At 68.1% G+C, this 14,409-nt stretch carries 12 protein-coding genes and 1 pseudogene; 5 read left to right on the forward strand and 8 right to left on the reverse strand.

What is annotated here, in order from left to right:
• Together KCQ71_RS25560 and KCQ71_RS25565 are read left to right on the forward strand one after the other, a co-directional pair.
• On the forward strand, nucleotides 1–352 hold a 352-nt coding region (locus KCQ71_RS25560; RefSeq protein ID WP_223411521.1), incomplete at its 5' end, for a transposase.
• A gap of 10 nt (nucleotides 353–362) precedes the next feature.
• On the forward strand, nucleotides 363–857 hold the full coding sequence (locus tag KCQ71_RS25565) for a winged helix-turn-helix transcriptional regulator (RefSeq protein ID WP_223411522.1): 495 nt from the start codon (nucleotides 363–365) through the stop codon (nucleotides 855–857).
• 102 nt (nucleotides 858–959) lie between these two features.
• Here the strand turns inward: KCQ71_RS25565 and KCQ71_RS25570 are convergent, their stop codons facing one another.
• The 5 genes from KCQ71_RS25570 to KCQ71_RS25590 all read right to left on the reverse strand — a co-directional run bounded on the left by KCQ71_RS25570 (nucleotide 960) and on the right by KCQ71_RS25590 (nucleotide 8,563).
• Nucleotides 960–3,485, reverse strand: coding sequence for an alpha-L-rhamnosidase-related protein (locus KCQ71_RS25570; protein ID WP_223411523.1), 2,526 nt, complete (start codon nucleotides 3,483–3,485; stop codon nucleotides 960–962).
• 4 nt (nucleotides 3,486–3,489) lie between these two features.
• Nucleotides 3,490–5,157, reverse strand: a complete 1,668-nt coding sequence (locus KCQ71_RS25575; protein ID WP_223411524.1) for an extracellular solute-binding protein — start codon at nucleotides 5,155–5,157, stop codon at nucleotides 3,490–3,492.
• A 61-nt stretch (nucleotides 5,158–5,218) separates the two neighbouring features.
• Nucleotides 5,219–6,109 (reverse strand): carbohydrate ABC transporter permease, encoded by an 891-nt coding sequence (locus KCQ71_RS27830; protein WP_223411525.1) that lies wholly within the window; start codon nucleotides 6,107–6,109, stop codon nucleotides 5,219–5,221.
• Complete coding sequence (locus tag KCQ71_RS25585) at nucleotides 6,106–7,113, reverse strand: ABC transporter permease (protein ID WP_223411526.1); 1,008 nt, start codon at nucleotides 7,111–7,113, stop codon at nucleotides 6,106–6,108. The genes KCQ71_RS27830 and KCQ71_RS25585 overlap by 4 nt, the downstream gene beginning before the upstream one ends.
• The gene (locus KCQ71_RS25590; RefSeq protein ID WP_223411527.1) at nucleotides 7,100–8,563 is read right to left on the reverse strand and encodes an L-fucose/L-arabinose isomerase family protein; all 1,464 of its coding nucleotides are present in this window, start codon (nucleotides 8,561–8,563) and stop codon (nucleotides 7,100–7,102) included. The genes KCQ71_RS25585 and KCQ71_RS25590 overlap by 14 nt, the downstream gene beginning before the upstream one ends.
• Before the next feature lie 188 nt (nucleotides 8,564–8,751).
• Between KCQ71_RS25590 and KCQ71_RS25595 the strand changes: the two genes are divergently transcribed.
• The gene (locus KCQ71_RS25595; RefSeq protein WP_223411528.1) at nucleotides 8,752–9,747 is read left to right on the forward strand and encodes a LacI family DNA-binding transcriptional regulator; all 996 of its coding nucleotides are present in this window, start codon (nucleotides 8,752–8,754) and stop codon (nucleotides 9,745–9,747) included.
• 5 nt (nucleotides 9,748–9,752) lie between these two features.
• Here the strand turns inward: KCQ71_RS25595 and KCQ71_RS25600 are convergent, their stop codons facing one another.
• The gene (locus tag KCQ71_RS25600; protein ID WP_223411529.1) at nucleotides 9,753–10,949 is read right to left on the reverse strand and encodes a cytochrome P450; all 1,197 of its coding nucleotides are present in this window, start codon (nucleotides 10,947–10,949) and stop codon (nucleotides 9,753–9,755) included.
• A 93-nt stretch (nucleotides 10,950–11,042) separates the two neighbouring features.
• Between KCQ71_RS25600 and KCQ71_RS25605 the strand changes: the two genes are divergently transcribed.
• Nucleotides 11,043–11,963: an AraC family transcriptional regulator gene (locus KCQ71_RS25605; protein WP_223411530.1), complete on the forward strand. Its 921-nt coding sequence runs from the start codon at nucleotides 11,043–11,045 to the stop codon at nucleotides 11,961–11,963.
• Nucleotides 11,964–12,276: 313 nt separating this feature from the next.
• On the opposite strand, the pseudogene msrA reads toward KCQ71_RS25605, so the two are convergent.
• Nucleotides 12,277–12,831 (reverse strand): annotated as a pseudogene (gene msrA / locus KCQ71_RS25610) (peptide-methionine (S)-S-oxide reductase MsrA).
• Complete coding sequence (msrB, locus tag KCQ71_RS25615; protein WP_223411531.1) at nucleotides 12,828–13,307, reverse strand: peptide-methionine (R)-S-oxide reductase MsrB; 480 nt, start codon at nucleotides 13,305–13,307, stop codon at nucleotides 12,828–12,830. Before msrB ends, msrA begins: the two are co-directional and overlap by 4 nt.
• 173 nt (nucleotides 13,308–13,480) lie before the next feature.
• Here msrB and KCQ71_RS25620 point away from each other — a divergent pair, with 173 nt between their 5' ends.
• Nucleotides 13,481–14,398 carry an NADP-dependent oxidoreductase gene (locus tag KCQ71_RS25620; protein ID WP_223411532.1) on the forward strand — a complete coding sequence of 306 codons (918 nt, stop codon included), beginning with the start codon at nucleotides 13,481–13,483 and terminating at the stop codon, nucleotides 14,396–14,398.
• Nucleotides 14,399–14,409: the final 11 nt, after the last annotated feature.

Below are 14,409 nucleotides of genomic sequence, written 5' to 3' on the forward strand. Positions count from 1 at the left end.
TGCCGTCGATCCCGAGACCGGCGAGCAGGTCGAACTGCACCTGGTGATGGACAACTACGCCGCCCACAAGCACGCCAAGGTCAAGACCTGGCTCGCAGCGCATCCAAGGTTCAAGGTCCACTTCACCCCCACCCACGCCTCCTGGATGAACCTCGTCGAGGTCTGGTTCGGCCTGGTCGAACGACAAGCCGTGCGCCGCGGCGTGTTCAAGTCCGTCAAGGACCTCAACGGCAAGCTCCGCGCCTACATCGAGGGCTGGAACAAACGCGCCCACCCATTCGTGTGGACCAAGACCGCAGACGAGATCCTCAAGAAGGCCAACCGTCCAACAACTTCAAATCCGCGCCACTAGAATCCCGTCCATGCTCGGCAAGACGTACGAATCCCAGGTGTGCTCGATCTCCCGGACCCTAGAGATGGTCGGGGAGCGCTGGAGCCTGCTGATCATCCGCAACGCGGCCTTCGCGGGCATGACCCGGTTCGGCGAGTTCCGCCGCAGCCTCGGGATCGCGACGAACGTGCTGCAGTCACGCCTCGACGGCTTCGTCGAACATGGCCTGATGGAGCGCCGGCCCTCCCCCGAGCAGCCCACGGTTCCCGAGTACGTCCTCACGGACAAGGGGAGCGATCTCGTCCCAGCGCTCGTCGCGCTCACGGCCTGGGGCGACCGGTGGGCGGCCCCGGACGGGCCGCCGATCCTCTACCGCCACGCCGGCTGCGGCGACGCGGTCGGTCACCACCTCACCTGCACGACCTGCGGTCTCATGGATGACCCGACCCAAGTGGAGGCCCATCCCGGCCCGGGCATGCCGGAGGAGCGCGCCGCCGTCATCCGCCAGCGCTTGGCGACGGGTTAGCCGCCATGCCGTCAGGGCACCGCCGCTCCGACCTCACGGCGACCGCGGGCGCCGCGCGCACGGGCAGAGAGCCTCGGCGTCAACCTGGGCGGGCGCTCGCGCTCATGGGCTCGAAGGGAAGCGGAGCCGGCGTGGCCCGGTAGCGACCGCAGTTGCCGTGCCCAGGCGCTCGGCGAGCGCCGCCGGCAGGTGCACCTGCGCCGTGACGTCAGCGGGGAGTTCGATCTCGAGCAGCGTTTGCTGCGGGTCCCAGTGGACGAAGACGGGTCCCCGGGGCGTGAGGGTGGTCCCGGTGACGTAGGGCAGGCCCGCATCATCCGGTGCGATCACCAGCCGTTCGCCGCCGGGTGCCACCACACGCACGCCCAACAGGCTCTCGTGCAACCAGAGCAGGGCGACGGCGGCCCATCCGTGCGAGCCGGTGGGGTCGATCGGCTGTCGATCGTTGATCGCGTCCCGCGGCAGACCTTGGTCCTCGTGGCTGACCCAGTACTCCGGCAACGGCCCGCCGTACGGGCCCTGCAACGCGAGCGGGGTGGGGTTGCGCGGGTGCTGCGGCAGATACGGGGCGAACCGCTCCAGCAGGTGGGCGACCGCGCGTCGCGACCGGCCGCGTGCCGACAGTGCGCTGAGCGCGCGGTACAGCCACGTCGGGTTGTTCCAGCGCCGCACGCCAGGCGGCGGTGAGCCGTCAGGGTCGGGGAATGCCCAGTCCAGGACTGCGTCCGCCTCCGCGGGCGTGAGCAAGCCGTCGAGCACTGGCACGACCTGAGCCGCCTGACCGGGCGTCAGTTCTCGGCCGGGCTCGTCGGGGTCGACGACGTCCAGCACGAGCGCCTGCACGCGCGCGTCGTCGCGGACCACATGGATACGCCGGAACGCCTCCGCAATCGACTCGGCAGCGCTCGACCACTCGGCGGCGCGCTCGGGCCGACCCATCGCGCCGGCCAGCTCGACGCTCCAGCGCAACCGGTCGATGAGCCACGGCGTCACCACCGAGCTCGAGGAGCGGTGGCCCCCGCGGTCGCTGCTCTTGATGTCCGCGAACACCCGCGAGGTGCGCCACACGCCGTCGTCATCGACATCGGCCAGGACGGACGTCCAGTACCGTTCGAGCACTGTCCAGTGCTGCGCGACCAGATCGGTCTTGCCGGTCCAGCGGAAGTCATCCCAGAGCATCGCCACCCACTGCACCGACCAGTCGATGTTCGCCGGGTAGGCGGGATAGTTGCTGGGGAAGAAGGGGTGCAGGTTGCCGTCCTCGCCCTGCCCTTCAGCGAGCGTGCGGACCATCAGCGAACGCAGCGCGGTGTCGCCGAACCAGCGCTCGGAGACCAGGGCACGTGGGCGGGCGTCCTCGATCCACTGCCCGTCCTCGCGGCCAGGCGTGTCGACGTAGGTATCGCTCATCGTCACTTCGGCATGGATGAGGGAGAGCTTGACGATCTGCTCGATGCGTTCGTCGCCGCAGGCGAAGGACCCCCGTGGCACCACGGGGTACTGGCTCTTGACGAGGCCGAGCCCGTGCAGGGTCACGACGGCATCGGCGTCGGCCACCAGGTGCACGGTCAGCCATCGTGCCACCCTCTCGTCCGGGATCTCGCCGGCGAACCTGCCCGGGCGCAACTCGATCAGGTCGCAGTAGCCGTCGCCGACGACGCCGTTCACATCCACCCACCCATCGGGTCGCACGTGGACCGAGCCGTCGTACATCGACCACGCGATCTCGCCGTAGCCGAGCCGCACCGTGAGCGCGGCGTCGCTCTCGAGGTCGAGGTACGGGTAGCCGTGCACGGGTCGGTGCATGTCGACCGTGAGGTAGAGCACCTCGCCGGCTCGAACCTCGACCGTGACGGCTGTGCCGTCCACGAGCCCGGCAACCGCGGCGGTGAGGGCGGTGTCCGGGGCGAGTTCCGCCGTCGTCAGGTCGGCTGTGCGCAGGTCGGTGCCATGGGTGGCGTACCCGGCAGCGAGGACGCCGCCAGGGCGCTGGCGAGACTCGCGCTGGCCCGGTGTCTCGACCGGGTCCGGGTGGGCCGGCCAGGGTCGTGCGTCCGGCGGGACGACGACGGCGGGTCGCCAGCCGGTCTTCCTGCTCGCGATCTGCCATGGCTCGCCCGGGTCGGGCCGCCAGCGGACCGGGAACCGCACGCGGGGCGTGCGGTCCCGCACGCCCAGGAACTGGTGCGGGTGCTGCTCCAGCTCCTCAGCGACGCGCCACTGCCAGACCGGCTCGTCCTGCGCCCACTGAGCGTCGAGGTACAGGCCGGCATGCTCGGAACCGGTCCGCTGGAACGTGATGATCGGGCCCCAGCTGTGGTGCAGCACCAGCAGCGTGTTCGCGCCGGGCCGCAGGTGGGCACCGAGGTCGACGAGGTCGGCGCGCACCTGGGGCTCGTGGAAGCGGGTGACCTTGCGCCGCACGAGCGTTCCGTTGACCCAGAGCTGGGCCGTGCTGTCAGCGGCGAACAGCACGTGCGGATCCTCGGGAATCGCGTCCAGGTGGAGCACCGTGCGGAACCAGGTGAAGCGGTTTGTCGGGGCGACATCGTGCTCACCGGTCCACACCCAGCGGCCCCGGCGCTCGCCCGCAGACACTCGGGCGAGCGGGCGAGCGTCGTGAGTCATCAGGTCAGGCTCCCTCGACGCCGAGCTGCTCCGCCGCCTGGTCGAGCAGCTCCTGACCACCGTTCTGCTTCCACGACTCCACGTAGGCGTCCCACTCGTCGAACGAACGGCCACCGAGCACGAACTGGATCTCGTTCGTCTCGGTGAAGGTGAGGATGTCCTGCACCGGTCGTGGATCGAGCGTGAGCCGGGTGTCGAAGTTCTCCCACCGCTCGAGCGACTGGGTGTACTGGTTCCACTCGAAGCCGTGCACACCGACGTCGTCCGTGTAGGTCTGCCACCGCAGGGTGTATCCGAAGGCCTGCCAGTCGGCCAGGCCGACGAGATCGGTGTCGGCGAAGAAGGGCGCGTCCGCTGGGATCGTGAAAATGTTCAGCCCGGTCTCAGGGTCGAACTCGGCGGTGACGTCATCGGGCCAGATCTCGGGACCGCCTCCCTGAGCCACTGCCCAGTAGTTGACGTTGGGGTAGACGAAGGTGTCGATCATGTGCGCGATCCTGCGCAGCTTGCCCTCGTCGTCGGCGAGTCGGGCATTGAACACGTAGAGCTGGCCCGGGTTGTCGCCCGGTGGGAGCTTGCCGCCACCGCCACCAGGGCCGGTCAGTGCCCCCAGCGGCTGCCAGGCCTCGACGGCCGCGAAGTCCTCACCGGTGGCCGCGTAGGTCTCGGTCGCCAGATTCCACCCGGGATACGTCACCGCGCCGAGCTGGTCGTTGAAGGTACGAGACTTCAGCGGCTCCCACTCGGTCGTGTACCAGTCCGGTGGAAGCAAGCCCTCCGTCTCGAGCGTCCTGACGAACTCCAGGAAGGCTCGGGTGGTGCCATCGAGCATCGGGTGGTTGATGCGGCCGTCGACCACGTTGTAACTCGGGTGGCCGAAGTAGGAGCGCACGAAGTCGAGCATGCCCCAGCCGTTCCCCCCGGCACCGGTGGCCATGAACCACGGCCCGTCCTCGCCGGGCGTGGGGTCGTTCTCCTTGAGCGCGCGCGCGTACTCAAGGAGCTGGTCGGTGGTCTCGGGCAGATCCATCCCGCTCGCGCCGAGGAAGTCGTTCCTGGCGTACACGTTCTGAACGTTCCCGAAGACGTCGTAGGTGGGGATCCCGATCATCTCGCCGTCCACACTCGCCCAGGCTTGCCCTGCGTCGGTGACGTAGCCCGCAGCCTGAGGCATGAGCCCCAGGATGTCGTTCACCGGGAGCAGCTGGCCCTGTTCGAAGAGCGTGACGGCGACATCGCGCAGGCCGGACGGAATCGCGATGAAGTCCGGCGCATCGCCCCCGGTGAAGGCCAGGGCGAGCTGGTTGCGCATGTCGGCAGCCGAGATCGATGTGAAGGAGAGGCTCACATTGAGCTGCTCCTCGATGTAGTCCTGGATCGGATCGGACGGCCGGGGCTGGTTGAACGGCCCGGCCGCCATCAGCGAGATCTGCTGAGCCGTCTCGAGGTCGTCGTAGTCATAGCTGCTCTCGGCGACCGGTGCGGGAACGTCGGGGTAGGCGTCGGCGAAGGAGTCGGGCGGCGCAGGGCGGTCACCGAAGGCGCCTTGCTCGCCTGCGTCGCTCTCGGGCGAGCAGGCCGTCAGAGCAATGGCCGAGAAGGCTCCGGAGAGGGCAACACCCTGGAGGAGGAGGCGACGCGTCACGGTCGTGGGGATGGTGGTGCGGGACATGGTCGTACCTTTCGTCGTCGGAAGGCTGCTGCGCTCGCAGCAAGTGAGACGTGCGGGGTGTTTACTTGACGGCGCCCATGTAGACGCCGCGGATGAAGTGCTTCTGCAGGAACGGGTAGACCATCAGGATCGGGATGATGGAGACGACGACCGTCGCCATCTTCAGGCTCTCCGGGCCGATCCGCTGGCTGTCGGCGAGCGATTGGAGCATCTGGTCGTTCAGCGAGCCTGCCTCCGAGCTGAGCATGTTGCGTAGCACGAGCTGCAGCGGGTACAGGCTCTGGTCCTGGAGATAGACGAGCGCGTCGAACCACGAGATCCAATGCGTCACGATGTTGAACATTGCGATCGCAGCGATCGCCGGCGCGGCGAGCGGGACGATGAGCCGCGTCATCATCTGCCACTCGTTGACACCGTCGATCTGGGCGGCGTCGGTCAGCTCGGTCGGGATGTTCTCGATGAACATCTTGATGACGAGCAGGCCGAAGCTGTCCACGGCGAGCGGCAGGATCAGAGCCCAGACGGTGTTGAGCAGTCCGGTCTGCTGCATGACCAGATAGCTCGGGATGAGGCCGCCACGGAAGAGGATCGTGACCAGCACCATCGTCAGCAGGATGCGGCGCCCGGGCAGGTCCTTCTTCGCCAGCACGTACGCGCCTGCGACCGTGAACGCAATCGTCACGAGCGGCCCGACGACGGTGCGGAACACCGAGATGAACACCGAGTTCCACAGGACCTTCGAGGACAGCAGGCGCCGGTACGCCTCGATCGTCGGTTCGTTCGGGATGATCACGAAGTAGTTCCGTGCAATCAGCTCACCTTGTGAGGTCAGCGACATCCCGACGACGTACACCAGTGGCAACAGTGCGGACAGCGCCACCACCGCGATGGTGAAGTGGACCACCACCTGATAACTGGCCTCGGCCGGGCTACCTCGGAAACGCTTGATCACCAGATTCCCCTTCCGGTCAGGCGGCGTGCGATCGTGTTCGACAGCATCACGAGCACCAGACCGACCGCGGACTGCAACAGCCCCATCGCGGTGCCGATGCTGAACTGCAGGCGCCCGAGGCCCTCGCGATAGACCCAGGTGTCGATGACGTCCGCGGTGTCGTAGACGGCCGAGTTGTAGAACGCGAGGATCTGCTCGCCGCCGGCGTAGAGGATGAAGCCGAGGTTGATCGTCAGGACGAACGAGATCACAGGCAGGATCGCCGGCAACGTCACGTACCAGATTCGTCGCAACGGTCCTGCGCCATCGAGCGCGGCGGCGTCGTACAGCTCGGAGTCGATGGTAGCCAGCGCGGCGAGGTAGATGATCGTGCTCCAGCCGACCTCCTTCCACACACCTGAGGCGATGAGGATCGGGCGGAACCACTCCTCCGACAGCAGGAACTCGATGCGTTCGCCACCGAACCACTCGAGCGCGTTGTTGATCAGGCCCGGACCGGTCGCGACCATCGCGAAGACGATGCCGTAGACGATGATCCAGGAGAAGAAGTGCGGGATGTAGACGATCGTCTGGGTGATCCTCTTGAAGACTCGCGAGCTGACGTCGTGGAAGAGGATCGCCAGGATGATCGGCGGGAGGAAGCCGAACAGCAGCCGCAGCAGACTGATCTCCACCGTGTTGCTGAAGACGTTCATCAGCGCCGGATCACTGAAGATCTCGGCGAAGTTCTGGAAGCCCACCCAGTCGCTTCCCCAGATCCCGGCACCGAGCTTGAGGTCCTTGAAGGACACGATGAAGGACAGCAGTATCGGCCAGTACTGGAAGATCGTGTAGTAGGCGAAGACCGGCAGGAACAACAGGTAGAGGAACTTGTACCGCCACAGCCGCTGCCGCACCGTCCGGGGGCGGCGCAAGGGTGCGCTCTCGGGCGCCGGGGCGGCCATGGGAACCTGCCCTCGCGTGAGTGTCGGCCCCGCGGTCGTCATCGACTCAGTCATCCTCATCGGCCACCTCCACCTCGACCAGTTCCATGGACAGCAGCTCGGCGAGGGCGCGCAGGTCGCCGCGGTGGTGACCGACACCGAGTCCCCAGTGGTGCGCAGAGCCACCGGCTGCCCACGCATCGACCCAGTCGCCGGGATGGCAGTCGAAGTCCACCCGCGTGGTCGTGTTGCCGATCTGAAGCATCGGGCCGTGCACGGCGCGTCCCTGCGCCGTGACCAACCGGAGGCGGCCGTCGCGCGTCTGGTTCAACCCGAGAAGCGTGACCGGGCCCGGCTTGATGGTGACCTCGACCGAGACCCCCCAGCCGCGCTTGCCGTGATAGAGGCCAAGGCCGCGCAGCCGCGGTCGTGCGGCACCGATGCCGGGGTGTGCCGGCCCGTCGTGCCCCATCTCGACCACGCCGTCCACGAAGTTCAGAGCTTGGATCTCGGTGAACGATCCCCCGGCCCCGAGGTGGTCGAGGATCAGCATCGCCGCCGACGTTCGCAGCTCGTACTCACCGACCGCGGGCACACCACGCTCGGTGAGCAGGGAGGCGCCGAGGATCAGTCCGGCGCCGAGGCGCTCCGAGGCGTTCCCGTCCAGACCGCGGTGGTAGTACGCGAGGGCGTTCAAGGCGAAGTCGTCGACCAGTGCGTCCATGCCGACGGAGACTCGCGACGCCCACTCCAGGTCATCCGCCTTGACGGAGCCGTCCAGATCGAAGCGATCGCGGGTCAGGGCAACCCGGTCGCGGGTCTGGCTCTCCGTGACCTGCTGGACGCGTGCCTGCAGATCGTCGGTCTCCAACACCTCGACGTGTGATCCGAGATGGCTGGTGAGCATCGTGAGGTCGGTCGAGACGTCAAGCATTCCCGGGTAGAGGTGGCCGAGGAGCCCGAACCGCGCGCCGCGCAGGGCCGTCGCGACGCCAGCCGCTCGGACCCACCGCCCCACCCGGCGCCAGGCGCGCTCTTCCTCCAGATGGCCTGAGACCGAGCGGAACGGGACCCCGAGCCGTTCGAACGTGTTCGCGAGCTCCGGGACCGCGCAGCCACCGCACGAGGTGAGCCAGTCGCCGGTGCTGACCTGGGGGTGGTCCATCGACGGCGCTGGTTGCAGGTTCAGGACGAGGATCGGGGCGCCGGCTCGCTGCGCCAGCGGCGCGACCATCGACGACGTCAGGTAGGTCGGGACGTAGATGACGACGAGATCGCACGAGGCCGCACGCACCCGTTCGGCGACCGCGGCGCCCTCGACGGCGTCGGAGATGAAACCTGCGTCGAGGACATCCGCCCCGAGGCCCGTCAGCCGCTCCGCCACGCGGGCGGCGCCCGCCCTCAGCAGCGGAAGCAGATCGGGAAACTGGGGCCAGTAGGCCCCGAGACCACCACTGACGAGCGCGACGCGTGGTGCCCGCGCCGCGCGCGCACCAGGGCGGGTGACGTGCGTCATCTGATCGGTCGGCATCGTTGCCTGCTCCTTCGCTCGTGGGACACGTTAGCAGCGGATTGGAACGTTGCAACTAGTGACTCCGTTGTAATTTCACCACAAGTGGATCGCTGATTGCTACGTTCCAACACCGGAACTCGCGCCGCGGTAAGGCTAGACTTCTCTGACCGCCGGCCGGTCCAGGTGGCGAAGGAGGACGAGAGCTGATGCGCCAGGTGCGGATGCAGGACGTGGCGGATGCTGCGGGCGTGTCGACCTCGACGGTCTCGAACTACCTGCATCGACCCGGGCGACTGAAGCCCGATACGGCCGAGCGCATTCGCCAGGCGATCGAAGCCTTCGACTACCAGCCGCACTCGGGGGCGGCTGAGCTCCGTGGTGCGCGTCGAGGCCTCATCGGGGTCGTCATACCCGACGTGACGAACTACTTCTACGCCTCGATCGTGCGTGGGGTCACCGATGTCGCCCTGGAGCGAGGCCTGTCGGTCGTGCTGTGCGACAGCGGTGATGACCCCGCCCGGGAGATCGCACTGTTCGACCAGCTGTCGGAACGGCGCGCGCTCGGGGCCGTCGTCGTTCCGCTCTCTGCCGATCACGAGAGGCTGCAGCGACTCATCCGGAGGGGCATCCAGGTCGTCGTGGCAGACCGGGCCTCGGCAACCAGCACGGGCTGCAGCGTCGGAGTCGATGATGTGCGAGGAGGCCGGATCGCGGTCGAACACCTGGTCGCCGGCGGCGCCCGCGACATCGCCGTGATCAACGGGGCGTGGTCCATCAAACAGTGCGCTGATCGGTTCCAGGGTGCGGTCGGTGCAGCCGGCAAGGATGCCTCGGTTCGCGTGCGTCAGGTCGAGGTCTCGGCCATGACGGTCGAGCAGGGTGCAGCGGCGGCGACCTCGCTGCTCGCGGACCTTCCCGACGCACTCTTCTGCACCAACGACTTCCTGGCCGCGGGCGCCGTACAGGCACTGCTGGCCGCGGGAATCGAGGTGCCGGGACAGGTGCGGGTCGTCGGGTACGGGGACCTCGAGCTCGCCAGCCTGGCGCAGGTGCCGTTGACGACCATCTCGCAGCCGGTGGCCGAGCTGGGGCGGCTGGCCCTCGAGCTGCTCGTCGCCGACGTGAACCACGGGGCGGAGCACCAGCACGCCGTGAGCATCCTCGAGCCAGCACTCGTGGTCAGGGAGTCGGCTCCGTCCTGAGCTACTCACCACGCGACCGTCACGACGCCGGACTCGTAGGTGGCCACGGGGTTGGCCAATGGACCCGGCCTCAGCTGCTCGGCGTCGACGAGGCGGAGCCCGGGGAGCCGCGTGACCAGGGTGCGCACAGTGGCGGCGATCTCCACGCGAGCCAACTGCTGCCCGGCACACATGTGGGGACCGTCGCCGAAGCTCAGGTGGCCACGAGCCGAGCGACTCACGTCCAGGGCGTCGGGGTCGTCCCAGCGGCGCGGGTCGCGATTCGCGCCCACCGGCGAGACGGAGACCGTTGTTCCCTCGGCAACGAGCTGGTCACCGACCTGAACGTCCTGCAGCGACGTGCGCGGGAACAACGTCAAGAACATCGGCGTGAAGCGGAGCAACTCCTCGACAGCTGTCGGCACCAGATCTGGGTCCGCTACCAGAGCCTCATACTGGGCCCGATCGGTCAGGAGAGCGACGACGGCGGTCGCGATGACATAGGCCACGGTGTCGCGCCCCGATGTGCTCAGCACGAACGCGAGGCCCTCGACCTCGATCCGGTCGAGGCCGGGGTTGGCGACGAGGTCCGAGAAGACGTCATCCCCGGGCTCCTGCCGGCGGTGCTCCAGCGCGAGCCGCAGCAGGTCGTGACGGTCCTGAGCCGGCGCGCCCTGCACGAAGCAGCGGGTGAACTCCGCCATCAGGTGCGGTGGCACGCCGAGCGCGAGCCCGTGCACGCGCACCGAGATGGGCTGAGCCAGGTGCGCGGTCAGGTTCGCCGGGGCGCCGTGCGCGAGCATCTCGTCGAGTACGGAGTCGACGACGTCCTCGATCTCGGCGGTCCGCGTGCGGACAGCCTTGACCGAGAGCCGGCGCGTGATGGCCCGGCGCAGCCGCAGGTGCTGGGGGCCGTCCATCGAGAGCAGCGAGGTCGAGGCGACGGCCTGCCGGCCCCGGTCGTCCAAAGGCCCCGGAGCCACCCCATCGACCAATGCGGACTCACGGAGCGGGCTCCGGTGGTGCGCGACCGTGAACCGCGGGTCGGAGAGAACGGACCGTGCCTCCTCGTGACGGGTGATGACAAACCCCTCGTGGCCGTCCTCGTAGCGCAGGGGCGCGGCCGCGCCGGCCTCGCGCCACTGTGCGAACCGAGGCGACGGCGAGGTCGGTGTCGAGTCTCCTGGCAGCGCAGCCGGAGAGTGGAAGGGGCAGTCGGTCATGTGTTCTCCACATCCAGCTCTCTCGGTGGCCTCAATGCCAGAAATTCATCATGAAGCGCGCTATTCGCTGATTACTAGGACTAATCTTGGACAATGGCCGCCGATTTTGTGACACACGTTCAGATACGGGAACGGTTCGCGACCCTTCGTCAGGTCGGCATCGCAGCGGAGAGTTACCCGAAGTACGTCAAGACCGCCATCGAGCCGCACCATCTGGACGTGGTCCTGATGACGTTCGTGCGCGCGGGCCGCGGTCAGCACGTGATGGGCGAGGCGGTGCACGAGATCCTCGCGCCGAGCGTGGCGGTGACCATGGCGGGCGAGCCCCACAGCGTGGTCAGTGATGCTGACGGCGTCGATGTCGTCAACGTCTTCATCGATCCGCTTGTGCGGCCGCTCCCGACGCTCAGCCCACCGCTGGACCTGGCGCTCGCCGCCCTGATCCCGCTGCCATCTGCGCCGGCTCTGTCGCCCACCCGGTTCGCCCAGGTCGAGCTACGCGACGACGACCGCTTCGCCCCGCTGCTCGACCTGCTCGTCGCCGAGACAGCGCAGCCGCGCAACGTCGAGCTGATCGAGGCGCTCAGGACCGCGTTGCTGGCAACGTGCGCCCATGCCGTGGTGGAGCGTGGGCTACTCCCCGGGGACCCACCCCGCAACGCGACCGACGCACGGATCGGTGCGGTTCGTGCCTGGCTCGACCAGCACTACCTCGAGCAGCACTCCCTCGGGTCGTTGGCCGAGCGTGCGCATCTCGAGCGCACCTACTTCTCGACCCGCTTCTCGCAGGTAGTGGGCATGTCGTTCAGCGAGTACGTGATCCGGCTACGGATTCGCTATGCCGCTGGACTGCTCCAGACGACCGAACGCACGGTCTCCGAGATCAGCCGAGCGAGCGGATTCAGGGACCTCTCCAACTTCGGTCGCGCCTTCAAACGACTGACCGGCGTAGCCCCTCGACAGTTCCGTCGTGAAGCCCGTGCGGTGAGTGGCGCAGGAGGAGATCAGCGGTGACATCTCCGATCAGCCGGTGTGGACCCTCGCCCTGACCGCCTGGGGCGACCGCTGGGCGGCCCCGGACGGCCCGCCGATCGTCTACCACCACACCGGGTGCGGCGGGACGGTCGCCCCCCAGCTCACCTGCACGACGTGCGGCCCGCTCGGCGACGCCACCCAGGTCGAGGCCCACCCCGGCTGCCGGACGACCGCGCCGCCGTCATCCGGGAGCGATTGGCGGCGGGTTGGTCCGACTCTCGGTCCCGGCGCGTTGGCGCGGTGTGGGCGCGCCCACGCCTGAAGCGTCGGACGCGCCCACGTCAGTGCGGGGTCAGGCGGTCGTGGCGGTGCGCTTGGGAAGCACCCAGCCCGCACGCGGGAAGTGGCAGGTGTAGCCGTTCGGGAAGGCGATCAGGTAGTCCTGATGCTCCGGCTCGGCCTCCCAGAAGGGCCCCGCGGGCTCGATCGTGGTCACGGCCTTGCCCGGCCACAAGCGTGACGCATCGACGTCCGCGATCGTGTCGCGAGCGACCCTGTCCTGTTCGGGGGTGACCGGGAAGATCGCCGAACGGTAGCTCGCGCCGATGTCGTTGCCCTGGCGGTTCAGGGTCGACGGGTCGTGGATCTGGAAGAAGAACGCCAGGATGTCCCGTTAGGTGGTCTGCGCCGGGTCGAAGACGATCTCGACCGCTTCCGCGTGTCCGGGGTGATTGCGGTACGTGGCGTGGTCGTTCTCTCCGCCGGTGTATCCGACGCGGGTGCCCAGGACTCCGGGCTGTCGTCGGATGAGGTCCTCCATGCCCCAGAAACAACCGCCGGCGAGGACGGCCGTCTCCGCACCCGGCTCGCGGGTGATCTGTCCGGTGTCATTGATTCCGCTGGTCATGATGCACGCTCCTGTGTGCTGTCGGGGTCGGCTGGGTCGAACAGCGAGCGGTACTCGCCGTAACCCTGCGCGTCGAGTTCGGCGGCCGGGACGAACCTCAGGGCGGCCGAGTTCATGCAGTACCGCTGCCCGCCGGCGGCCGTCGGCCCGTCATCGAACAGGTGCCCGAGGTGGCTGTCGGCGTGTGCCGACCGCACCTCGGTACGGATCATTCCGAACGTGGCGTCGGTCTCGGAGCGAACCGCGTCCGTCCCGATCGGCTTCGTGAAGCTCGGCCATCCGGTGCCGCTGTCGAACTTGTCGGTCGACGAGAACAGGGGTTCGCCGGAGACCACGTCCACATAGATTCCGGGCTCGTGGTTGTTCCAGTACGCATTGCGGAACGCGGGTTCGGTGCCGTTCTTCTGCGTCACCTTGAACTGGCTGCGGGTCAAGCGGCTCAGCGCCTCGGGGGTCTTGCGGTAGTCGTGTGGCACGATCTCTCCTCTTCTGACGTCGCTGGCTGCGGCGTCACTGATCAGAACAACGCAGCGCGTCGTTTTGGTCCCGGGCTCTGCGAACTCGATCCTTCGTGGTGGCAGATCGGATCTCGGCGCCGCTGACCGTGTGGAACTACGGTGGCGATGTTGACAGAACACGGAGGTGCGTGATGAAGGCGATCGTGGTGACGGATCAGGCCGCGGGAACGGCCGGAATGACGCTGGCGGAGCGGCCCGACCCCGAGGCGGCGAGCAACGACGTCGTCGTGGAGGTTCATGCCTCGGGATTCACGCCCGGTGAGCTGACGTGGCCTGGCACGTGGACCGACCGCCTCGGCCGGGACCGAACACCGTCGATCCCCGGTCACGAGTTGGCCGGCGTGGTCAGTGCGCTCGGCTACGGCACGAGAGGGCTGACCGTGGGCCAGCGGGTGTTCGGGCTCGCCGACTGGACCCGCGACGGCACCCTGGCGGAGTACGTGGCGGTCGAGGCACGTAACCTCGCACCACTACCGGGCGATGTGGACTTCATAGCCGGTGCGAGCCTGCCGATCTCGGGCCTGACCGCATGGCAGGGACTGTTCGTGCACGGCCGCCTTCAGGTGGGGCAGAGCGTCCTCGTCCACGGCGCAGCCGGCGGTGTCGGCTCGATGGTGACGCAACTCGCCCGAGAGGCCGGTGCCTACGTGATCGGCACCGGGCGTGCCGCCGACCGGCTCGCGGCGTTCGACTTCGGCGCGCAGGAGTACGTCGACCTCGACAACGACTCGCTGGAGGACGTCGGCGGAGTCGACCTGGTCTTCGACGTCATCGGCGGCGACGTCGGAAGGCGGTCCGCGCGGCTGGTTCGATCCGGAGGAACGCTGGTGACCATTGCCGGCCCACCCGAGGCAGGCCCTGCGGGCGGGCTGGCGGTGGATTTCGTCGTCGAGGCCGACCGCGCGCAACTGGGTGAGGTCGTCCAGCGAGTTCGGGACGGCCGGCTTCGGACAAATATCGGCAGCACCGCGACCCTCGACCTCGCTGTTGCCGCGTTCAACCCGACCGAGCGGATCACGGGAAAGACGATCATTCGCGTTCGTCCATAGCGACGTGGGGT

Source organism: Occultella gossypii, from assembly GCF_019947135.1.
GTDB lineage: Bacteria > Actinomycetota > Actinomycetes > Actinomycetales > Beutenbergiaceae > Occultella > Occultella gossypii.

Excerpts from the sequence above, each read along its gene's own strand:
- KCQ71_RS25605 (WP_223411530.1), top strand. The coding sequence starts at position 11,043 with ATGGCCGCCGATTTTGTGACACACGTTCAGATACGGGAACGGTTCGCG.
- KCQ71_RS25575 (WP_223411524.1), bottom strand. The coding sequence starts at position 5,157 with ATGTCCCGCACCACCATCCCCACGACCGTGACGCGTCGCCTCCTCCTC.
- KCQ71_RS25570 (WP_223411523.1), bottom strand. The coding sequence starts at position 3,485 with ATGACTCACGACGCTCGCCCGCTCGCCCGAGTGTCTGCGGGCGAGCGC.
- KCQ71_RS25585 (WP_223411526.1), bottom strand. The coding sequence starts at position 7,113 with ATGAGGATGACTGAGTCGATGACGACCGCGGGGCCGACACTCACGCGA.
- KCQ71_RS25600 (WP_223411529.1), bottom strand. The coding sequence starts at position 10,949 with ATGACCGACTGCCCCTTCCACTCTCCGGCTGCGCTGCCAGGAGACTCG.
- KCQ71_RS25620 (WP_223411532.1), top strand. The coding sequence starts at position 13,481 with ATGAAGGCGATCGTGGTGACGGATCAGGCCGCGGGAACGGCCGGAATG.
- KCQ71_RS25565 (WP_223411522.1), top strand. The coding sequence starts at position 363 with ATGCTCGGCAAGACGTACGAATCCCAGGTGTGCTCGATCTCCCGGACC.
- KCQ71_RS25595 (WP_223411528.1), top strand. The coding sequence starts at position 8,752 with ATGCGCCAGGTGCGGATGCAGGACGTGGCGGATGCTGCGGGCGTGTCG.
- KCQ71_RS25590 (WP_223411527.1), bottom strand. The coding sequence starts at position 8,563 with ATGCCGACCGATCAGATGACGCACGTCACCCGCCCTGGTGCGCGCGCG.